This window comes from Chryseobacterium taeanense (assembly GCF_900099685.1).
Lineage (GTDB): Bacteria > Bacteroidota > Bacteroidia > Flavobacteriales > Weeksellaceae > Chryseobacterium > Chryseobacterium taeanense.
Genome location: NZ_FNDW01000004.1, coordinates 138,589 through 160,271 on the forward strand (window position 1 = coordinate 138,589; position 21,683 = coordinate 160,271).

Annotated in this window: 19 protein-coding genes, 6 tRNA genes and 1 pseudogene; 23 read left to right on the plus strand and 3 right to left on the minus strand. The window is 35.1% G+C overall.

Going from position 1 to position 21,683, the window contains the following annotated elements:
• Window positions 1-72: 72 nt before the first annotated feature.
• The 13 genes from BLR30_RS07780 (at window position 73) to BLR30_RS07830 (ending at window position 10,114) form a co-directional block, all read left to right on the plus strand.
• Window positions 73-1,206: an AAA family ATPase gene (locus BLR30_RS07780; protein WP_089856797.1), complete on the plus strand. Its 1,134-nt coding sequence runs from the start codon at window positions 73-75 to the stop codon at window positions 1,204-1,206.
• Entirely contained in the window at window positions 1,179-1,922 is a 744-nt protein-coding gene (locus BLR30_RS07785; RefSeq protein ID WP_089856799.1) for a hypothetical protein, read from the plus strand. The genes BLR30_RS07780 and BLR30_RS07785 overlap by 28 nt, the downstream gene beginning before the upstream one ends.
• Window positions 1,913-4,297: a hypothetical protein gene (locus BLR30_RS07790; RefSeq protein WP_089856801.1), complete on the plus strand. Its 2,385-nt coding sequence runs from the start codon at window positions 1,913-1,915 to the stop codon at window positions 4,295-4,297. The genes BLR30_RS07785 and BLR30_RS07790 overlap by 10 nt, the downstream gene beginning before the upstream one ends.
• The gene (locus BLR30_RS07795) at window positions 4,287-5,978 is read left to right on the plus strand and encodes a hypothetical protein (protein WP_089856803.1); all 1,692 of its coding nucleotides are present in this window, start codon (window positions 4,287-4,289) and stop codon (window positions 5,976-5,978) included. Before BLR30_RS07790 ends, BLR30_RS07795 begins: the two co-directional genes overlap by 11 nt.
• Window positions 5,971-6,990: a tetratricopeptide repeat protein gene (locus BLR30_RS07800; protein WP_089856804.1), complete on the plus strand. Its 1,020-nt coding sequence runs from the start codon at window positions 5,971-5,973 to the stop codon at window positions 6,988-6,990. The genes BLR30_RS07795 and BLR30_RS07800 overlap by 8 nt, the downstream gene beginning before the upstream one ends.
• Before the next feature lie 777 nt (window positions 6,991-7,767).
• Window positions 7,768-7,839: transfer RNA gene (locus BLR30_RS07810), tRNA-His, on the plus strand.
• A gap of 83 nt (window positions 7,840-7,922) precedes the next feature.
• Window positions 7,923-7,993: transfer RNA gene (locus BLR30_RS17695), tRNA-Asp, on the plus strand.
• A 68-nt stretch (window positions 7,994-8,061) separates the two neighbouring features.
• Window positions 8,062-8,133: transfer RNA gene (locus BLR30_RS17700), tRNA-Pro, on the plus strand.
• A 369-nt stretch (window positions 8,134-8,502) separates the two neighbouring features.
• Window positions 8,503-8,584: transfer RNA gene (locus BLR30_RS17705), tRNA-Cys, on the plus strand.
• A gap of 154 nt (window positions 8,585-8,738) precedes the next feature.
• A tRNA-Gln gene (locus tag BLR30_RS07815) sits at window positions 8,739-8,811 on the plus strand.
• A 9-nt stretch (window positions 8,812-8,820) separates the two neighbouring features.
• Window positions 8,821-8,891 (plus strand) — tRNA-Trp (locus tag BLR30_RS07820).
• Window positions 8,892-8,977: 86 nt separating this feature from the next.
• Window positions 8,978-9,463: a ribonuclease H-like YkuK family protein gene (locus tag BLR30_RS07825; RefSeq protein ID WP_089856809.1), complete on the plus strand. Its 486-nt coding sequence runs from the start codon at window positions 8,978-8,980 to the stop codon at window positions 9,461-9,463.
• A 102-nt stretch (window positions 9,464-9,565) separates the two neighbouring features.
• A complete protein-coding gene (locus BLR30_RS07830) occupies window positions 9,566-10,114 on the plus strand; it encodes a 3'-5' exonuclease (RefSeq protein ID WP_089856811.1) in 549 nt (182 codons plus the stop codon).
• A gap of 152 nt (window positions 10,115-10,266) precedes the next feature.
• Here BLR30_RS07830 and BLR30_RS07835 read toward each other — a convergent pair whose 3' ends face one another.
• A complete protein-coding gene (locus tag BLR30_RS07835; RefSeq protein ID WP_089856813.1) occupies window positions 10,267-10,716 on the minus strand; it encodes a VOC family protein in 450 nt (149 codons plus the stop codon).
• A 407-nt stretch (window positions 10,717-11,123) separates the two neighbouring features.
• On the opposite strand from BLR30_RS07835, the gene BLR30_RS07840 reads away from it, so the two are divergent.
• The 7 genes from BLR30_RS07840 to BLR30_RS07870 all read left to right on the plus strand — a co-directional run bounded on the left by BLR30_RS07840 (window position 11,124) and on the right by BLR30_RS07870 (window position 17,132).
• Complete coding sequence (locus tag BLR30_RS07840; protein WP_089856815.1) at window positions 11,124-11,798, plus strand: HAD family hydrolase; 675 nt, start codon at window positions 11,124-11,126, stop codon at window positions 11,796-11,798.
• 2 nt (window positions 11,799-11,800) lie between these two features.
• A complete protein-coding gene (locus tag BLR30_RS07845; RefSeq protein WP_089856817.1) occupies window positions 11,801-12,625 on the plus strand; it encodes a phosphoribosyltransferase family protein in 825 nt (274 codons plus the stop codon).
• Window positions 12,615-13,169: a TerD family protein gene (locus BLR30_RS07850; protein ID WP_089856819.1), complete on the plus strand. Its 555-nt coding sequence runs from the start codon at window positions 12,615-12,617 to the stop codon at window positions 13,167-13,169. The genes BLR30_RS07845 and BLR30_RS07850 overlap by 11 nt, the downstream gene beginning before the upstream one ends.
• A 6-nt stretch (window positions 13,170-13,175) precedes the next feature.
• A complete protein-coding gene (locus tag BLR30_RS07855) occupies window positions 13,176-14,348 on the plus strand; it encodes a toxic anion resistance protein (protein WP_089856821.1) in 1,173 nt (390 codons plus the stop codon).
• Window positions 14,349-14,385: 37 nt separating this feature from the next.
• A complete protein-coding gene (locus tag BLR30_RS07860; protein WP_089856824.1) occupies window positions 14,386-15,309 on the plus strand; it encodes a hypothetical protein in 924 nt (307 codons plus the stop codon).
• A gap of 36 nt (window positions 15,310-15,345) precedes the next feature.
• Entirely contained in the window at window positions 15,346-15,957 is a 612-nt protein-coding gene (locus BLR30_RS07865; RefSeq protein WP_089856825.1) for a TerD family protein, read from the plus strand.
• A 134-nt stretch (window positions 15,958-16,091) separates the two neighbouring features.
• Entirely contained in the window at window positions 16,092-17,132 is a 1,041-nt protein-coding gene (locus BLR30_RS07870) for a TerC/Alx family metal homeostasis membrane protein (protein ID WP_089856827.1), read from the plus strand.
• A gap of 486 nt (window positions 17,133-17,618) precedes the next feature.
• Here the strand turns inward: BLR30_RS07870 and BLR30_RS07875 are convergent, their stop codons facing one another.
• Window positions 17,619-18,620: a catalase family protein gene (locus BLR30_RS07875; RefSeq protein ID WP_089856829.1), complete on the minus strand. Its 1,002-nt coding sequence runs from the start codon at window positions 18,618-18,620 to the stop codon at window positions 17,619-17,621.
• Between the two features lie 183 nt (window positions 18,621-18,803).
• Here BLR30_RS07875 and BLR30_RS07880 point away from each other — a divergent pair, with 183 nt between their 5' ends.
• The 3 genes from BLR30_RS07880 (at window position 18,804) to BLR30_RS07890 (ending at window position 20,488) form a co-directional block, all read left to right on the plus strand.
• A complete protein-coding gene (locus BLR30_RS07880; RefSeq protein WP_089856831.1) occupies window positions 18,804-19,238 on the plus strand; it encodes an FKBP-type peptidyl-prolyl cis-trans isomerase in 435 nt (144 codons plus the stop codon).
• 127 nt (window positions 19,239-19,365) lie between these two features.
• A complete protein-coding gene (locus tag BLR30_RS07885) occupies window positions 19,366-19,776 on the plus strand; it encodes an Rrf2 family transcriptional regulator (RefSeq protein ID WP_089856833.1) in 411 nt (136 codons plus the stop codon).
• 61 nt (window positions 19,777-19,837) lie between these two features.
• Window positions 19,838-20,488: an NAD(P)-dependent oxidoreductase gene (locus BLR30_RS07890; protein WP_089856835.1), complete on the plus strand. Its 651-nt coding sequence runs from the start codon at window positions 19,838-19,840 to the stop codon at window positions 20,486-20,488.
• Between the two features lie 75 nt (window positions 20,489-20,563).
• Here BLR30_RS07890 and BLR30_RS07895 read toward each other — a convergent pair.
• A pseudogene (locus BLR30_RS07895) lies at window positions 20,564-21,558 on the minus strand (M23 family metallopeptidase).
• Window positions 21,559-21,683: the final 125 nt, after the last annotated feature.

A 21,683-nucleotide genomic window follows, 5' to 3' on the forward strand; every position in this document is an offset into this window, starting at 1 on the left:
GGTTTTTAAGATAATACTATTAAAGTAAAAACAGCAGATTATAAAAGCAAGCTATCGTAAATAATAAAAACAATGACTCAAAATATAGAAAAATTAAACAAGGTTCTTGGCTACGTGAAAGACACTTTTGTCGGAAAAGATGATGTTGTGGATTTACTGGGAATCTGCCTTTTGTCAAGAGAAAATGCATTTCTGTACGGCCCTCCCGGAACGGCAAAGTCAGCTATTGTAAGAACGTTGGCCAATGCTGTAAAAGACGGAAAAAACTTTGAGTATCTCCTGACTCGTTTTACCGAGCCGAACGAAATTTTCGGACCTTTTGATATCCGAAAATTAAAGGAAGGAGAATTACTCACCAATACCGAAGGTATGATGCCGGAGGCTTCAATGGTCTTCCTGGACGAAATTTTCAATGCCAATTCTGCCATTCTGAATTCTTTATTAATGGCTTTAAATGAAAAGATCTTTAAAAGAGGAAAAGAAACCAGACATCTTCCGGCGCTTATGTTCGTCGGTGCCAGTAATGTACTTCCTGAAGACGAAGCCTTAAATGCACTTTTCGATCGTTTTCTGGTAAGAATCAATGTAGATTATGTGAATCCGGATCTTCTTCAACAGGTGCTTTTAGCAGGAAGAAAACTGGAAAATAATATTGAAACGGAAACTCCCGAAATTCTTTCCCACGAGATCAAAGAATTGCAAAATCTTTGTAAAACAATTGATCTGAAACCGATTTATGAGGTTTATTTAAATACAATCATCAGTCTGAGGAATACAGGAATTGCAATATCTGACCGTAGAGCCGTAAAAATGCAGAATCTTATCGCCGCAAGTGCTTTAATTTGTGGAAGAAACGAAGCCGTTCTTTCTGATCTGTGGGTGCTGAAACATATTTGGGACACCGAAGAACAGATCGAAATCCTGGAAGGAATTATCAACAGAACCATCGAAAAAGATGAAAATCCGAAATCCCACCCGCAGGCTCTTCAGAATAAAACTCCGAATCCGGAAGAAGTGATGAAAGACGTAAAAATTCTGGTCGAAAGATGGAATGCCGAAGTTTTAAACTTCGAGGAACAGAATGTAATCAAAGATAAATTAAGATATCTTCAGACCCGCTGCGACTGGATCAGGAATCCTGAGCAGAAGCAATATATCAAACAGGAAATTGAAAGTCTATGGCAAAAGATCCTTCAGAGCGTATAAAAGAATTTTGGGCCGAAATTCCACGTGCTGATGAAGATTTTCTGGGCTCAATACGCGACTGGAAAAATGTTCAGATCGCATTAGACGAAGATACAATCTGGCTCAAAGATTTTACTGCTGAACAGGCTGTTTCATCGGAAGTTCAACAATTACCGAATTTTCTTCTGTACGAATTGCGTGATGGTTTGCTGTTCCGGAAAAATGCCCTTGTTCCCAGTAAAAAAATGAGAACGGCTCTGCTTTGGACTTCCATCGATAAAGCTTTAAAACTTACATTTCCTGTTTCAAATAATAATTTCTTTGGAATTAATGAAAAAATTGAGGTAAAGTTAAAAGCTGGTAAAGAGGAGAAATCTGCTGTAGCTTTATTGAGTTCAATTAGCGAAATAAAAGAAAGTCTGATCGCTTTACCAAAGTTTAAACTCGAAAAACTGGATTGGATTATCATTGATGATAAAGCTTTGTTTTTGGGAAATCCTTTATTAAGCTTCCCAGGGAAAACATTTTGGGCAAAAGACGGCCATCTTTTACCGACAGGTTTTGATTTTGAATTTAAAAATATGAGTTCTCTACTACAAAAGAAATATAATTCCGATTTTGAATTTTGGCTTTTATGGGATGAAAACGGAAGTGTTTTGTACCTTAACAAAAGTGATTTCCGGAAATTGTCTGTAAGCTCGTTCCGTCTGACTGAAAAATCACAGGAATGGATATAATTGCTTATTTTCAATCATATATCAATTATTTCTGGGAATGGAAAACGGATGAGGATGTTCCTGACAGTACCGGATATAATGAAAATAATCTTATTTCGATTCCGAATGTAGGAGCTATTGCTTACAGGCCGTATATAATGGAGATCCTCAAAGAATTGAAAGAGCAGGGTTTTCCGCCTTTCGGATCTTTACTGCTCGTTTTGTATGCACTTCAGGAAGGCTATTTGAACCTTGACGGAGTTTTTTATTATCTGAACCGACAAAAAAATACTTTATCTGAAAATGATTCTGATATTGATCTTGCGATTAAATTTTTAGAAAATTTAAATCAGCTTGGAAGTTCATTAAAAAAAGGGCAGAACAAAATTGCTCTTCTGCAGACGCTTTTTAAAGAAAGTCATAATCGTGTTTCCTCCGTAAATTCAAGATTAATTTTAAAAGTATTTGAGACAAAACCTCAAATTATAAGTGAAGCTTCTGTTAAAAAGAAATTAACTTCAATTGTTGTCAACAGAGATGTTAAAACGTTAGCCTTACTACAGAATACATTTCCGACTACGGAATCAATTGTTAATGCCTTGAAAGGTTTTACAGATATCCCGGATCCGGAGGATGAAGTGGTGGAGGAAGAAACTACGATAGAAACCAATGAAGAGTTTATTCAGAAACTTATTGAAGAACCCAAAACCTTTCAGGTTGGAAGCTTAATCAAAAGAATATGGAGCGGACTGAAAATCCCGATGCGTCATCTTTCTCCAGGAGAACAACCTATCGGTGGAGTTTCGGACATGACGAACAAAGGCGAACTTCACAGAATGCTTTTGTCTGAATTTGCCCATGACGATGAAGTCTTCATAAACCGCGTTGTCAACAATGAAGCATTGTACATCCAACGGGAAATTCCGCCTGAAGAAAATATTTTTGAAAGAATTATTCTGATCGATACTTCCCTTAAAAACTGGGGAACTCCCAAAGTTCTGGCTTTTGCATCGGCGATTGCGGTTATCAAGCATCCGAAAGCACATTCTGAGTGTAAAGTTTTTGCATTGGGACAAAATATCATCCCGATTTCTTTGGATAATGTGAATGAAGTGGTGGAAACCCTTAACCACGTAAGTCCGGTTTTGGAAGTTTCTGAGGCCCTTGAAAAGTTTTTTAGTGAAGAGCATAAAGAGAAAGATCTGGAAGTTTTTTTAATTACGAATCATGAAAATATAATTCATAAGAATCTTCAGAAAGTAATTCACGAAAACAGGGATCGCCTGAAATTTTTAGTAACGACTTCTGCAAACGGTGAGCTGAACTTTTACAAGCATCATAAAGGAACGAGGAAACATATCCAGAAAATGATGCTTCCGTTACAGGAATTGTGGACAAATCCACCAAAGCAAAAAATAAAAAACGAAAGATCTGAAAATGGTATCAAGACGCTAACCCCCAAAAATTATCCATTATTATTTCCAACTCCGAAAGACAGGATTTGTACGTTTTTGTACGAAGGCGAATTTTATATTTTAAGCAATAAAAAGCAGTTGTTGAGAACGTATTTATCCGATAACTATTATAACAAAAATATTTACTACAGTTCGAATATCCAAAGAGGCTGCGAAGTAATCATTGAAAATATTTCGATAAAACCAAGAGGTCAGTTTGCTTTAGCTAAAGATAAAAAAGGGAATTATGTTCTAGCCCAGTATCAACGTGATAAAAAACTGCTTTCTAAGATTAATTTGAATACAAAAGAATATTCAGAATTAAACCTGACAGGGATGGATATTCCACTAGATTATTGTTTGCTTTATTTTAATAAGAATTTTTATCTGCACGAAGAAAATTCATCTCCTATATTCAAAATAAATATTGAAGGAACCCTTTCATTAGAGTCGGTAAAAAACGAAGATATCATTTATAAAAATGAGATTAAAGCAGAAACAGAAATCGACAGATTAAGAGACCAGGGAACTAAAATTTTAAACAATTTTACACGAATAGGAATTAATGAAGATGAGGAATTTATTATTTCAAATTTTGCATTAGAATTTCATACTGAAAACGTTTACTTTTTAGGCAAAAACCGTCAGAAAATTCAGGTTTTGGCAAGCCAGAACAAGAATAAATTTACTTTTGAAGACGGAAGTGAAGTGATAACAGATCATCGTGGAATACTTACTTTTATGAGCAGCAACAAAAATATTCCAACATTTTACATGCCTTCTGTGCGCTACGGATTTTTGGCTTTAGCAACGGAAAAAGAATTTGGCGGTTCAGAATATTATTTACCGAAACATTCAAAATTAAAAGTAAAAGAAATGGACGAAATGTACTCGGATTATATGGAAGCTTTTATTCAACATATTTTGGAATATGGAACTTAGAATTAAACCTTTTCCGAAAAATAATTATCCTAAAAAAGGACTTTTAATCAAAGGTTCTTCCCCTCTTGTATGGTTTTCCGAAATGGAAATGCTAGGAATAGATTTAAATGAAGTTCAGTCTTTTGCGATTCCTTCTGCCGAACCTAATATTTTGTACGGATGTTTTCTGGTTTTTAAAGAGCTGGCTCCGAATGAAATCGGCAAAAATTATTATTTCCAATGTATTGAAAATAAGTTTTTCATTCCTGAAAATACCATTTTTTATCCAAAAGTAAATCCTGAAGAATGGCAGAATATTGACGCGGAATATCTCATAATGCATCCTGAGTTTGGTTTGGTTAAATTAAATGAAGAAATCGACTGGCTTTCGTTAATTCGACATCCAAAAAAATCGGAAGATAAAGTAAGAAAGCCGGCAAAGGGAGTTCAGATTCCTCAAAAAATCGAGAGCTTCACTGTCGAAATGGATGATGAAAAAATTCTGGAATCTCTTGAAAAGCCTCAAACCGAAGAAGAATGGATGAAAAATCTTCCGTTTGACATGAAAAAGGTAATGTCCGGAAACAAAAAGGAGATCGAAAAATATTTAAAATATATCGAAAGATATCCTGACAGAGCAGTGGAACTGGGTGTTCCTCTTGACATTATGGGAACTGCGAGAGGAGACGGTTTCGGGATTTTTAAATTTCGTAATTCGTGGTTAGAAAAACTGTTCGGCAAAAATAGAGAAGGCAATTTTAGCGGAAAATCTTCCGGAAGAAATTACAGATGGATTTTCTGGATCGTTCTTTTAATGATAGGCTTGTCCAGAGTTTTTATGAATCTGAATAAGGATGAATCTAAAGAATCGCAACCAACTTCTTCAGGTAAAATTCAGACTCCTGAAAAACCGATGATGAAACCCGTGGTTGCTTATCAGTCGGGAGTAACGGATATTGATATGAAGATCGATTCGATGTATGGAAGAAAAAGACAAGACTTAGCTACTGAGAGATTAATGCTTCTTACAGGGAATATTGAAGAAGAAACGTATAAAGAATATCTTAAAAATGGAGGAAGACCAATTGAAAAAATTTCTAAAGAGTCTGATTCTTTAGAAAATAGAATTATAAATGCAACCGATTCATTAAAGAGAGTTTACCGAAAGAAAATTGTAAAATATCTGGCTCAGAATGAAGGAAGAATCAGAGAGAAAATTAAAGATTCCATTCAAAAATCAGGTTCAGGGAAACCTGCCGATGAAGGAGTTGTACAAACCGTTATGAAAAAGAAAGTTATTTTGGTAGAAGATTCTCTCGGAAGACTTTACGGAACAAAAGAATATCCGCAGGTTCCACCGCCTGTTGCAAGTGTAAATGTTGAAAATAATAATACTGAAGAAAAACACATCTCTTTTTCAGAGATTTTCTGGCTGATTGTGGCAATGACGGGCGCTGTGGGATTATATTCATTTATAATTAAAAAGAGATCTTTGAATGTGGGAGGAGAAAATGTTCCCGGTGGAATCAAGATTTTTTTAATGATCGTTCTGGTTGCTATGCTGGCATATATTTTCTATCCGCTGATTGAAATGTTTGGCTACAACTGGTTTGTGTGGATTCTCATTATCGTTATTGTATTACTTCTTTACCGTCTTTTCAGTGAAGATAAAACCATTTTAAAATCTGATAAGGATGAATAGACAGAAGTTTACAGAAAAATTTATGGCGGCATTCGTTATTCTTGCCATCATCAAAATCATAGGTATTCTTGCTCAATTGTTTCATCAGAGTTTTTTGAGCGTTATCGGAACCCTGGTGATTTTTGCGGTTATTACGCTCATTATTTTTGGTGTGCTAATGCAGCTGGAAAAGAAAGAAAGGGAAAACAACACTTCAGGGAGAGGGAGAAAAGGAGCCGGGAACTTTTATCTGGAAGCATCTCTTTTCGATAAGATCAGGAATAAATACGAAGATTTGGCTCAGAAATACATCAGTGAAAAAGATTATAAAAGAGCTGCAAAAGTATATATGAATTTACTAAAGGATCATTACCGCGGTGCAAGAACCTTAGAAAAAGGCGGGTTTTATAATGAAGCGGCAGTAATATATCTTAAGAAAGTTAAAAATAAATCTGACGCAGCCAGTTGCTATGAGAAAGCAAAACAATACAGAAAAGCAATAGAACTCTACAAAGAACTTGAGCAGAAAGAAAAAGTAGGTGATCTGTACAGAGAAATAAATGATCTGAAAAATGCAAACATCTATTATCAGATGGTTGTAGACGATTATGTAAACAATAATCAAATGGTAAAAGGAGCTTTGATTTATCGTAAAAAAATGGACTTGCCTGATGAAGCGCAGAAAATTCTTCTGAAAGGATGGGAAGAAAATCGCGATGCATTCAATTGCCTGAATAATTATTTTGCCAATATTTTTGATATGAAAAAGCTTGATCTGCAAATTAGAGAACTCTACGAAAAAACTCCTTCGGATAAAAAGATCATGTACCTTGAAGCGATGAAGCACGAATTTAAAAAAGATCCGAAACTTCAATCGACCACAAGAAACATAGCTTATGAAATTATTGCCGAAAAAGTAGCCACCCATTCGGAAATTGTGAACGAATTAAAACATTTCAACCCTGATGATGAGGCGATCCTGAAAGATATTTCGAGGTATAAAACGGGTAGAAATAAGATGTTTAGAAATTAAATTTGTTTCACATTTTAAAATTGTAAAATAAAATATTCCTAAAAAGATTTATCTTTGCAGCCATAAAATTATGACAATACAAAGAGCACATATCAGTTTAAATCTATGCGATCGCCCTTTACTAAAGGGATCGTTTGGATATGAATGGATGATATCTTATGAGGCGAAATGTGCTTGCTTTGAAAATTATTTACAATAATCTCGTAAAAAATAAATCAAAATATTGCAGAAACGCCTCGATAATCGGGGCGTTTTTTGTGTTTTTAAGCAAGGAATTATTTAGAATGAAAAAAAATAACCATAAAATTGAAAATTATTTAATAACAAATGAACAATCAATAAGAAAATAAAGCGTGATAAGTAGCCCGGTGAGAGACAGTCATTTAGGTATTTAAGACATCTGCAAAATATTGCGGACGGAAATTTCTTATTCTAAATTTTAATTGTAAATATTTGATTTTCAGTATTTTAAATTAAAAATAAATTTGCGAGTTAAAAAATTTCATCCTTACTTTGCAACCGAAAATTGAAAGCAACAGGTTTTCAAGCCTTTCAAAAACTTTTTTAAAACAAGAAAAATAAAATGAAGCAATTTAATAACATATCTAATCCACATTCAAGATTACACGGACAGGAGCCGATGGGACAGGATTATGCTTGTATTATTCTTCTTGATAGTGAATTTTTGGATAAAAGGTGCTTATATACATGGGTCAGCTAATGTAGCGACACGTCAAAATATATAAAGCGCCTCCCAAAAAGAGGCGCTTTTTTTATGGTTTCTCTAGCTTATTGGTAAAGCGCCGGTTTGTGGCACCGGAGAACAGGGTTCGATTCCCGGAGATACCTAAAAATGTGAATGGTCAATGGTGAAGTTTACTTCGCAAGTGAATTTAAAAATTGACGAGCAAAACGAATTGACAATTGTAAAAGGTCTATTGAGGTAATGGTAACCTTCCCGACTGTCTCTCGGGCACTGCGGGTTCGATTCCCGCATAGATCGCAAAGATTCACGGGAAATTTCTGATCCGACTGTCTCTCGGAGAAGATTTTTAAAGTGAATCTGCAAAACTGGAAAGATAACGGTGGTTGTTTACCCGTCTTGGACGCGGGAGGTCGCAAGTTCGAATCTTGCTTTCCAGACGAAAAGTGAATAGTCAACAGTGAATTAAAAATTGACGAGCAAAGCGAATTGACAATTCACTATTCATACTAAGTTAATTGTTTCAAGAAGAGAAAAAGAAAAGGTTTGTCGAGAGAAGAAGATCTTTATGCCAAAAACACGATATAATATAGACAAATTTTTTCTTAACTCACTTTGAGACTGGAAGATTGGATGATGGAAGTTTTAAACATAATATAAATTTTTAGATAAAATAAAGTTTGTCAAAGCGCAGAAGTTCTTATATCAAACAAAATTAAGACAGGCTTTATTTTTTGATTAGAAGTTAGATGTTAGAAATTAGAGATGAAGTATTATCTAAAAACCATCAACCAATTACAAAAAAAAACGATGGTTCGCCGAAGTGGAAGAGTCGGGGCGGTCTGCAAAACCGTTGCGTAAGCTGAGTGGGTTTGACTCCCACAACCATCTCAAATAACTAAAATGAGATTAGTTCCGAAGAAAAGGTAAAGTCTGTCAAAGCGCAGAAGTTCTTATATCAAACAAAAATTAAGACAGGCTTTGTTTTCTTCAAAAAAATGAGAAAGGGTAATGATATAGAAATATCAATTATAATTAATAAAACTGATTCATAGTGTAATTGGTCAGCACACAAGACTTTGACTCTTGTTGTTCAGGTTCGAATCCTGATGAATCAACAAAAAACTACTCCGATGTTGTAATGGTAGCATCTCAGTCTCCAAAACTGGGGGTATTGGTTCGAGTCCGATTCGGAGTGCAGTAAATAATACATAGTTTAGAAAATAACATATTTAAAATCATTTATGAATTATAAAAAATATAAAACTTAAAAAATGTAAAAAAATGGAAACGCAACAACAAACATGGCAGAATATGAGCGGAAAAATCTTCCGAAACTCCATCACGCAGCTGGTAGAAGAAGCCATCATCCGCGAACAGGCTAATGGTCATCGACTTAAAGTATGTGTGGGTTCAGACTCTCACGTTTACGGGAATGCCATTAATTATGCTACGGCAGTTGTCTTTATCCGTGAAGGAAAAGGAGCGTTTACCTTTATCAGAAAAGAAAGAGAAATACAGAGTATCAGTATCAAAGAGCGTATGCTGAACGAAGTAAATAAATCTGTGGAAATTGCATATGCCATCTGCCATGTGCTGGATGCTTACGGGATAGAAATGGAGGTACACGCAGACATAAACACCGATCCGGATTTTAAATCCAACGTCGCTTTGAAAGACGCTATGGGATACATTCTGGGAATGGGATATGTGTTTAAAGCAAAACCATATGCATTTGCAAGTTCCAATTGTGCTGATATGATGGTGTAATAAATTTAGCAGGAAGCAGGAGGTAGAAGGATGGAAGTTTTTGAAATGGATATAAACTTCCAGCTTACATCATCAGACTTCAAACTTTAAAATTTTAAACAAATGAAAACAACAGAAAATATATTAATTATAGACCTTGAAGCGACTTGCTGGAATGACCGGCCGCCAAGAGGTCAGGAAAGTGAAATTATTGAAATCGGAGTTTGCATCATGAATGCAGAGACCGGAAAGATTTCACAGAATGAGGGCATTTTAGTGAAACCGCAATTTTCAAAAGTAAGTCCGTTTTGTACGGAACTGACTTCCATTACTCAGCAAATGCTGGATGATGAAGGCATTCTGCTTGAAGATGCTTTGGATATTCTCCGAGCAGAATATGATTCAGAAAATCTCACCTGGGCAAGCTATGGAAACTATGATCTGAATATGCTTCAAAATCAGGCAAGACGATTCAGGGTAGATTATCCGTTAAGTAACGACCACATCAACGTGAAAACATTATTCGGTGAGTTACATCCAACCGTTAGGAAAAGTGTAGGGATGGCAAGAGCGTTAAGCGAACTGAATCTTACGCTTGAAGGAACCCATCACAGAGGCGTAGATGATGCCAAGAACATTGCGAAGATTCTGCATTGGTGTTTACAGCAATAATTTTTAAAAAAGATACAAGTAACCGCAAGGCTGATGTAAGAAGACAAAGTGTTCTTGAAGCTGAAAGAGATTTTCGCAAAATAAAAACTAATAACTGTCTTTATAGATCCAGGCTTTGCTTTAGCAAAGTCCGGATCACCTTTTTTTTCCACTTATGATATTTTTTCCAGCCATTCTTCATAAGAAAGTATGCCCCATTCAGATTGTCCTTCACCTTCTAAGACAGAAATAAATTCAAGCTGATTACCGTCCGGATCATTAAAATAAATCGCCAAAGCCGGCATCCATGAAAAAACCATAGGCTTTTCGATTCCATCTTTTAAGAAATTATAAGGTTTCAGATTTTTCTTTTTCAGAAAATCAACGGAATAATTCAGAATGTCTTCTTTATCTGCCGTAAAAGCAAAATGTCTTGTCTGTAGATTTTCTTTCTGTTCCCAAAGCCCTAGCATTGATTCTTTATTTTTGCCGATCCATAAAAATGCAATCGGGCGTGTCTTATCTCTGTGTGCCAATTCTAATCCTAAAACTTCAGTGTAAAATTGTATGCCTTTTTCAAGATCACTTACCTGAATATGAGTTTCATATAATCCTTTAATCATGATATAAATTTTAATAGGTCAAAGCTATGAAAAGCCTTTTCTAAAACTTATGACTGCTGATTTTTTTAGGTAAAACGTCTCATAGATAGAGTTTATAGGTTATAAAGTCGTTAAGATTTTTAAAAGACGTACATTAATTTTCTGTACGCTTTATAATATCATGAAAGTTTTAGCTTAATCAGATAAAAACATATTTGTGTGCTGTTATTTCGAATTTTATAGCGACATCAAAATTATACAAAGTCATAAAAAAATATTAAAAACTCCGACAACTTTTACACATTAATTTAAAAATTTTATCTTTGGATTAAATTGAAATCAGAAGAAGAATTGATGATAAGAATTATAGTAACTTACTAAGCATCTTTTTCAAGAATAAAGCTAAGCAGAACTTTAACTAAACCATTTTGAAAACAGATATAGACATCCACAATCATTCACATTTTTCTTTCGATCTGTGGCTTACTTTAATAAAATCTCATCCTGAATTTAAGGCAAAAAGAGTTGAGCTCTTCTCCTCATTTTTTGAGGTGAAAAAACCGATAGATGAGGTGGCGAAAGTCGTAAAATATTATGATGATCTCTGCAATTCTATCAATGAAGTCATTGGCGGAAATATAGATGCTTTTGAAATTTATTTACTGATCTTAAACTCTTTAGAAGTAGATTTAAAACAGATACATAAAGAGCAATTAGAGGAATTTTACAGAAGAAGTGAAGATTTATTTCTAAAATATAAACCGGTTGTGATTTTTGAAAATTTACATCAGCTTTTTGATGAAATTAAAAACCAGGGAAAGACAATTAATATTCTCAGCAATACAGGATTCATCAAAGGAAAAACCATGAGGAAATTTCTGATGAGTGAAAATCTCGATCAGTATATTGATTTTCATATTTATTCCGACGAGATTAATTGTTCGAAACCCAATCCTCAGGTCTTTCAGGAAGTGAAAAATTTAATTAAAAATCAGGATTTGGATTTAAAGCAGATATTACACATTGGAGACAATCCTATTGCCGACTATAAAGGCGCAAAGGATTTTGGTTTCAGCGCACACTTATTGACACACAAAATATAATTATGAACAAAAGATACAGCTTACACCACATACACTCTGCGGATGAATTCACGTTTTCGCCCGCGGAATACAGCTTTTTCAAGTATGGTGACAAGTCCTATGCGGAAAAATTTGCCAAAGAACTGTTCGAAGGATTTATTTCAGAACATGAAAATATTTTAGATACAGATAAAGAAATTGTAGTGTTGCCGAGTCCTTATATGGCGATTCCTACAGCTTCTAATTTTCTGTGCTTTTATTTTAAAAAACATCTGGATTTTTATTTATTTCAAAAAGGAAAAAAATCGAGTATTCTTTCAAAAATTAATAGAAATCATACCTACACGACCGATTACGGAAATCTAAGTTTTGAAGACCGTAAAAATTTAATATCCAACGATACTTATTATCTTGATAAAGATTTTCTTAGAGAAAAACTTTGTATTTTTATAGATGATATTAAAATTACGGGAAGCCACGAGTTTACGGTAAATAAAATTCTGGACGAATACAAGGTGAAAGCAGATTTTTTATTCATGTACTATGCAGAACTGATAAATTTTGATCTGGATCCTAAAATTGAAAACTACTTCAATTACTATGCGGTAAAAAATGTAGAACATGTCGCAGAAGTGATGACGAAACCGAGCTTTCAGTTCAATACAAGAATTGTAAAATACATTTTGAGCCTGGATTCAGGTAATTTTGAGTATCTTTCGTCTAAAGTAAAAAAAGAACAGATGGATCAGCTGCTGGAACTGGCGATCAGCAACAATTATCATTTAATAAAAGAATACGAAAACAATATAAACACTTTAACACAAACCGAATTATATTATGGCTATTAACTTACAGAAAGGACAGAGAGAAAATATAAATGCCCCAAAATTCACCGTTGGTTTAGGATGGGATACCAATAATACTTCAACAGGGGCTGCTTTTGATCTGGATGCTTCCTTATTTTTATTAGGTGAAAATAAAAAGTTAATTTCAGATAACCACTTTATTTTTTATAACAACCTTGAATCTCCCGATAAATCGGTAATCCATACTGGTGATAATCTTACTGGTGAAGGTTCCGGTGATGATGAGCAGATTAAAATTGACCTTACTAAAATAGATCCTGCCGTAAAAGAGATCACTGTTGTGGTAACGATTCACGAAGCAGATTCAAGAAGACAGAACTTCGGACAGGTGAGAAATTCTTTCATCAGAATTTTTAATACAGATACCAATGAAGAGATTTTAAAATACGAATTAGACGAGGATTTCTCAATCGAAACGGCAGTGGAATTCGGAAGAATCTACAACAGAAACGGAGAATGGAAATTTGAAGCAGTTGGCGCAGGACAAAGAGAGGGACTTGAAAAATTTGTAGCAATTTATCAATAATTTATCATGGACAATCAGGAAAATCAATCTATAGATCCGCTTGGATCAATCGAACCATTAAAGACATTTGAACCTACTCCGATGGCACAGCCACCAATTGCGGAAACGCCCAATACGCCTCCTGCTCCTTTGGTAGACCGGGAAGGGAATGTCAATCTTTCCCAACTGCAATCTGAAGAACGCCAGAAATACGAAACACTTGCCAACTCCATCGATGAAACCAATCCGGGATCTATCGTAAACTTCGGTGCAGATCTGCAGAAGACTTTATCGAACCAGAGTGACAGTTTCCTTGGGAATGTACGAAGATCAAACTCAGGAGAAGTGGGTGAATTAATAAATAATTTACTTGTTGAGCTGAATTACGTTGATGTAGAAGAATTAAATCAGAATAAATTCAAGAGTTTTTTAAGCAAATTGCCTTTCATGAAAAGTGTAATGACGCAGATTGAGAATTTATTTGCAAAATATGATAAGATCATCAACAATATCGACCAGATTTCATACAAAGTAAATGCAGGAATCATTACTTCTACAAAAGATAATGCCGTCTTACAGACAATTTTTGAAAGCAATATTACGGCAATCAAACAAATTGAAGAGCTTGTGATTGCAGGAAATCTGAGAATGGAAAAAGCGAGTTCTGAACTGGCAGTAATGGAAGCTGCACCACAAAATTATCAGGATTACGAGATTGCGGATAAAAGAGATTTTATTGCGAGATTAGACCGAAGATTAGCGGATCTTAAAGTAGTCCGTTTAATTATGATGCAGTCGCTTCCGCAGATCAGATTGGTTCAGAATAATAACGTATCGATTGCTGAAAAAGCGCAGACAATTCTTACGACAACGCTTCCACTTTGGAAAAACCAGCTTTCATTGGCTGTTGCGATGTACAGACAGCAGCAGAATATTGAAATTCAGCAGAAAGTATCTTCCACGACAGAGGAAATTTTAAGAAAAAATGCAGAACGTCTGGGACAGAATTCAATTAATGTTGCAAGAGCTAATGAGCAGACAGTTGTTTCCATTGAAACGTTGAGAGAAACAACATCGAAATTAATCAATACATTAAACGAAGTAAAACAGATACAAAAGCAGGGTGCTGAAGGAAGACGAAAACTGGATCAGGATCTGATGACTTTAGAACACGAACTAAAAGCAAACGTAAGAGGATAATATTGGCAAAAAGGTGAATGATGATGCAGTAAACATAATGTCACAAAGCAAAAGAAGATTAACAAAACTTAAACTTCTTGCGAATTTTTTTGAAAATGTTGATATTATTTCGATCTACATTAAGACGGATATTATCCATAATCTTTTTCAGGAAAATAAAGAACTTGATTACAGCAAACTCGAACTTTTTCACCTACAGTACACCGACAGTCTCATTGAACTTTTAACCAAGATAAAAAAACAAAAGGAAAATGATATGCTGGCGGTTATTAAAGAAATTGAGGTCAATAACAAATACATTGCAAGCTTTGAAGAAAAGCATACAGACGGATTTGAAACAGAAAGGAAGATGTACAGTGGTATTTTTTCCAATCACCTAAAAAATCTGTATAAAGATCTTACGGAAGATAAATTCCGCCTGAAATGGGACAGCGTTCTGTATTTTTATAAAAAATATGCTTCAGAGTTTTACAGGTCAAATGTTGATGAGGAGTTACTGAAATCAGGAGCGTTTCCTGCCTATCAGTATCAGGAATATCAGATTGAGAGAAAACTTTTGGGAAGGCTTAACATTCAGAATTTTAAAGTTCGTTTCGTCTGCGGATACAGCATTACAGGAAATGAATATGAGCTGTTTAAAATTTTTCAGTCAGAAGATCATTTTATATTCGATATTGAAGGTAGAAAAATGTATCTTATTGATCCTAAAAAAATGGAAAAGCTTGATACAATGCCTAATGAATCGAATCTGGGTACAATTGTCTCTCAGTTAAAAAGTAAGAATGAGTACTTGGAAGAAACGATGAACGAAAGGAAAAAAATATTGCCTGAGCAGGTCATTAACGTATTGAAAGATTATATTAAAAATCTTGAAAATACTGATATTATGAGCAAAATATTTGACATCAATGAAGAAACCAATATACTTCGCGCAATGCTGAATTTAAATTTGAATAATTAAAGTAAATCACAAAATAAACAAACTAAACATAAAAAGATGGCTATTAACTTACAAAAAGGTCAGAGAATAAACCTTAAAAAGGAAAATGGAGCAATGCTTACACAGGCTTGTGTCGGAATCAACTGGGGTGCAATTGAGAAAAAAGGGTTTTTCGGAGGAATTACCAGAGAAGCAGTAGATCTTGATGCAAGCTGTATCTTATATGATGCCAACAAAAATGCTACGGAAGTGATCTATTTCGGAAACCTTAAATCTAAGAATGGTGCAATAAGACATAGCGGAGATGATTTAACAGGTGATATAGATGGTGATGACGGTTTAGATAATGAAGTAATTACAGTAGATTTCAGCAATCTGGATTCTAATGTAGAACATGTTGCTCTCGTTCTGAATAGCTACAAAGGCCAGGATTTCGGAACCATTCCTTTTGCTTCGATCAGAATTTATGAAGGAACGCCAACCAATGTGAGAGAGGTTTTTGCTAAATATGATATTGCGAATGATGCATCTTTCCGAGGTCACGTATCTATGGTAATGGGTGTTTTCTACAAAAGAAACGGCGAATGGAAATTCAATGCAATCGGAGATCCCACAAAAGACAGAAAATTGCAGGAGACAATTGAAACCGTAAAACAGCAATATTTGTAATCATTACAAATTCAATAGGAGAGCTCTTTGGCCAAAACCTTTTGAACTAGTGGATTCATCAATAAAAAAATTAAATGGCAATATTTGTACTCGTACAGCTATTGCTTTTATCATATAATAAGCACATATAAAAAGTGGACAAACATCAAGGTATTTTAGATCTTCATCCCGGTCTGGTTGTGGGATTTGCGATAACAGTAGTTATCATGCTGCTCCTGGATTTAGGGGTTTTCAACAAAAAAAGTCATGAGATTTCTTCCAAAGAAGCTACCATCTGGTCAATCGTATGGATCTCGCTGTCTATGGTTTTTTCAGGAGTTGTGTATTGGGTGTACAATTCAGATTTGGGACCGGGAAGTCATGAACTTGCGGTAGAAAAATTTACACAATATCAGGCAGCATATTGGATAGAAAAAGCGCTTTCAGTAGATAATTTATTCGTATTTATCCTGGTTTTTGGGTTCTTTAAAGTTCCAAAATACCTGCATCACAAAGTGCTGTTCTGGGGAATTATTGGTGCGCTCATCTTTAGAGCAATCTTTATTTTCGCCGGAGTAGGTTTAATAAATCTTACTTATCTCCCGGAAATGAATATCTTCGGACATCCGGTAAAAATCAATATCGTAATGACTTTATTCGGGCTCTTTCTTGTTTATGCAGGAATTAAATCCTGGGGCGATGGAGATGATGATGACGAAGAAGATTACAGCAATACAGCCGGAGCACGATTAATAAAAAGATTCTGGAAAGTTTCTGATAACTATGTCGGCGATAAATTCTTCACCGTTCAGAATGGAATAAAAATGGCGACTCCACTTTTGGTCGTAGTAGCGGTTATCGAATTTACGGATGTACTTTTCGCGGTAGACTCTATTCCTGCGATTTTTGCCATCTCAAATGATCCGTTTATCCTTTATACCTCAAATATTTTTGCGATTTTAGGATTAAGATCTTTATATTTCCTGTTGGCGAATTTTATTCATATGTTCAGCAAATTACCGTACGGACTGGCAATTATTCTGTCTTTCATCGGGGTAAAAATGCTGATCGCCCCATGGATTCATATTCCGTCTCCGGTTTCCTTGGGAATCGTTGGGGGTGTCTTAGTGATCTCAGTCATTCTTTCCATTATTTTCCCTGATAAAAAGGAAGCTGAGAAAGAACTGGAAGAATAAAATTTATAAAGTAGAAAGGCATTTGTACTCAGCATCCAGCCTTTCTACTCAAAAACCACTTAAAAAGGCTGAATTTCCACCTTTGTAGGCTCATCAATGAACCTTTTAGGATGAAAATTCAGCCTTTTTGGTTGAATTTTCACCCTTTTTGCCTGAAAAACGAACCTTTTAGGCTGGTTGCTGAACCTAAAAGGCTCGTTTTTGAATCCTGAACTTGTTTACTGTTCTTTCTAAAGTCCATTGTGATAGATTTTCCTTACAAATCTTTCACTAAGATCTTCATAGTCTTCTTTTACTTTATTTTTATTTGGAGCTTTTCCTGCTTTCCGCACTCGCTATTTTTTGTATTGGGCGGCGCGGCGAAGCCGCGCCGCCCAATACAAAAAATGAGCTCAAACAAATGCTTCAATCAGGGCTAAAATTTGCAGTCAGGCAAATGAAAAATTCACAATGTTTATTTTTCATTCTCAAAGCAAAATTCACTTTTTATCTGTTGTATTTTAGAAGCTTATTCATTTTAAGTCTCGTTTGCATCGAAACCTTATAGGCTTCATCTCTCAGTTTCTGAATTTTTCCTACAGGCTGAAAAAAGATCTTACTTTCAAAAGGATTAAATGAAAGAAGTTCGGTCTCACAGGCTTTTGGATTCAAAAGACCATCGCTGTTAATTTTTATTTCACCGATTTTTATATAAGGTGAATTTTTCCATTCTACATTGAGTTTATTGACAGGTTGATCTTTCAGATTATAACACAGCTGAATCAGAACTTCAGCGGTGAAGTCATCTGTTTTAAAAAAGTTTTCCAGACTGTCTTTTACGTTCAGCTTTTTCCCGAAATTTTCATCAACAGATATAGGTTTTAGTCTTATTTTCATCATATATTCTCCCAGGCGATAGACTCCTACGGAATGATAATCGAAAGAGAGAAGAAAATCGTTTCGCTTTGTCCATAATTTGAATGCATTTTTTATGAAAGAAAAGGTAAAAGTTGACGGAATCACCTTAAATATTTGCATCATCAAAGAAAATGAACTCCATTTCTTTACAAAAAAACGGTTAACGGAAGTGAACAGCTTTAGAAAAGTACTCACCGAATTGATCGGAAACAATGGAAAATTTACCAATGGAAAATTCGCTATCAAATCACCGTTATTATCCTTAACCTTTACAGAAAAGCCATAGGCCGGGATGTCTTTTTTACCAGTATTCACCTTCGGATGTGCGTTTGAAAAACGAATTGTAAGGTCATATTTTTCTTTGTCAAAAAAAGGTTGAAGTCTCTCGGGAATATTTTCCTCGATAATAAACACACCTTTGGCGACAGCATATGTTTTAGCGTGAGCATTTCTTGTAGCATAATTCACATCACTCACGGAAGGTGACTGCTCAACAAAGTCAACAATACTTTTTTTATTGATCTCGAGGAGTTTTTTTTCCTCATCTGTCAGCCTGTCAAAGTTCTTATTATATTTTTGTGGATTTGGCATTTAGTTTTAAATTCAATTATAATGACAAGTTTCTGAAATGCTATTAACATAATATTAAGCATATTTGAATTTTCTGAAATCAGGTCCTACACCATAATTAGTTAATAATTTATCTAAAAAACTTCCTGCATCATGCTTCCATCTTCCAGCTGTAAAATCCTATCTTTGTAAAAAATATCAATTATGGGAGTCGCAGATATGTTATTTAAACGTAAAAAAGAGCAGGCAGAAAAAAACCTGAAAGATGGTCAGGAATATATGGCAGAATACGGAAAAAGAGAAACCGTTGTTGAGTTGCCAAGCGGATTGCAATACGAGATCATCAAGGAAGGTGACGGCGAAAAGCCGGGGCCGAGATCTACCGTAAAATGCCACTATCACGGAACGACTATTTCCGGAAAAGTTTTCGACAGCTCTGTAAAAAGAGGAACTCCGGCTTCATTTCCGCTGAATAAAGTAATTAAAGGATGGACGGAAGCTCTTCAGCTGATGCCTGTAGGAAGTAAATGGAGATTGATCATTCCGCCACACTTAGCGTACGGAGATCAGCAGATCAGCAAAGAAATCGGCCCGAATTCCACCCTTGTTTTTGAAGTGGAGTTATTGGATATTAAATAAGTCTTCATTAATATTTAAAAAATTACCTGACTTTCGGGTAATTTTTTTATTTAAAATTTAATAAAGATTTAACTGTAATAAATTTTGTTACATTAAAAAGATTTTCTACTTTTGTATAGTAATTACAATGAACAATACAAGATTTGCTACGGCAATACATATCATGACTTTATTGGCGGAAAGTCCGCAGGAATGGCTCACCTCCGAATGGATGGCTGGAAGCATTAATATTAATCCTGTGATGGTTCGTAAAGAATTGAGTGTACTGAGAGAAGCCGGACTGATTATAAGCCGTCAGGGGAAAGTAGGAGGTAGTCAGTTAGCGAAAAATGCGGATGATATTAAGATTTCCGACATTTACCTGGCTGTGAAAAATACTGAAGTGCTGGGTAAAAAGAACAATAATCCTAATCCTAAATGTTTAGTCGGAAAAGAAATTAATGAGCATTTGCAGACATTATTTTCTGAGACAGATCAGTTGGTCATCAGATTTTTAGGAAACAAAACATTGCAGGAATTTATGGATAATTTTAAGTGAAAAAAATTTAACCATTAATGTAACAATAATTATTACAATTTAATTTAAAAAATAAAATATTATGAAAAAAGTCGCAGTAATAGGCGCTACAGGATTTGTAGGTACACAGGTTGTGAATGAATTATCAAACAGAGGTTACGAAGTGCAAGCTATTGCAAGAGATGCTTCAAAAGTTCATCAGAACGAAAACGTAAAGGCAAAAAGTGTCGATGTAAACAATGTGGATGAACTGGCAGAAGCCCTGAAAGGTAATGATGCCGTCATCAATACATTCAATGCCGGTTGGACGAATCCTAATTTGTATGATGACTTCCTAAATGGTTCTGTCAATATTGAAAAAGCCGTTGAAAAGTCAGGAGTAAAAAGATTTATTACAGTAGGAGGTGCCGGAAGTTTATATATTGATGGAAAACAATTGGTAGACGGTCCTGATTTTCCGGCAGACATCAAACCGGGAGCTACAGCCGCAAGAGATTATTTGAATAAAATTAAAGAAAACAACACATTAGACTGGACTTTCTTCAGCCCAGCCATCGAAATGCATCAGGGAACTGCCGGAATTAGAACCGGAAAATACAGAACAGCCCTGGAAAATCCTGTCTTCGACGAAAACGGAAGAAGTGTTCTTTCCGTAGAAGATGTGGCAGTAGTTCTTGCAGACGAACTTGAGCAGAACAATCACATCAGAGAACGCTTTACAGCAGCATACTAATTTTGTAGGGAGTAAAAAATTTCGGCGGCACCAAAGGTGCCGCCGAAATTCATATCAATTCAATTAATCATAAAATTAGAGATTCATGAACAGCTTCGGATTTACCGGGCTGTTATTTTTGTGTACTTCATATGAAGATGAGGTCCTGTAGAACGTCCGGAATTTCCTGATTTAGCAATAACCTGTCCTACTTTTACCTTATCATTTACTTTTGCTACCAGCTGAGATAAATGTCCGTACAATGTTGCCAGTCCGTTTCCGTGAGAAACAATCACACAATTTCCATAGCCGCCTTTTTGGCCTGAAAAAATAACGGTTCCTGCGGCTGTTGCCACAACATCAGATCCAAACGGAACGGCAATATCCAATCCTTTATGAAACTGCATCTGATCGGCTTCTGCAGGAGCATTATTTTTTTCTGTAGGTTTTGCATTCGGTGCAACAGTTGCTGTGCTTTGTGAAGCAGGTGTAGGATTAACTTTTGGTGTTACCATCACTTTTACCTGTCTTTTTTCACCATAGCTATCAGTTACTTCAATAATCCTTTCTACAGGCTCTGCTTTTACTTCCGAAGCAGCTGCTGTTGCTGAAGGTTTTGCCGCTGTATTTTTTACAGAAGCAAAAACAGTTTTAAAAGGAATAGGATTTTTTCTGACACCGAAATTAGAAGAAATATAGCCTTCCGTTGGCATTCCTAAAGGAACCTGAAGCAGTTTTTTCTGAAGATCCATCAGATACTGGCTGTATCGGTTGGCCTGTTTGGCAAGATAAACGGAATTTGAAATACTGTCTTTGCTGAGAATGGCCAGTTTCGTATTCGGGACATCTTTAGATCTTAGGAAAGAATTAAGCTGATTTACAGTCTGATCTACTAATGTAAGATCTGTTTTTATTTTTAAATAATCTACACTGTCTTTTTCAGTGTTAATTTTTACAAGGTTTACTTCATAGTTTTTGTCATCTTTTTCAGAGTATAACTTTGCAATAAAGATGCTCTGCGCAAAAACTACTAGTAAAAGGACTCCCAAAAGCACATTTACGTTCTTTTTGCTGCTTAGAAATTTTTTCATTTTCTTCTCTTAGTATAATTACAAAACGGTTTTAAGCCTGCAAATTTAATTAAAAATGTATTTTATAGCTTATTTTTAGCAAAAAAATAAATATTCCTATAATAAACGTAGAATTAAATATTTAA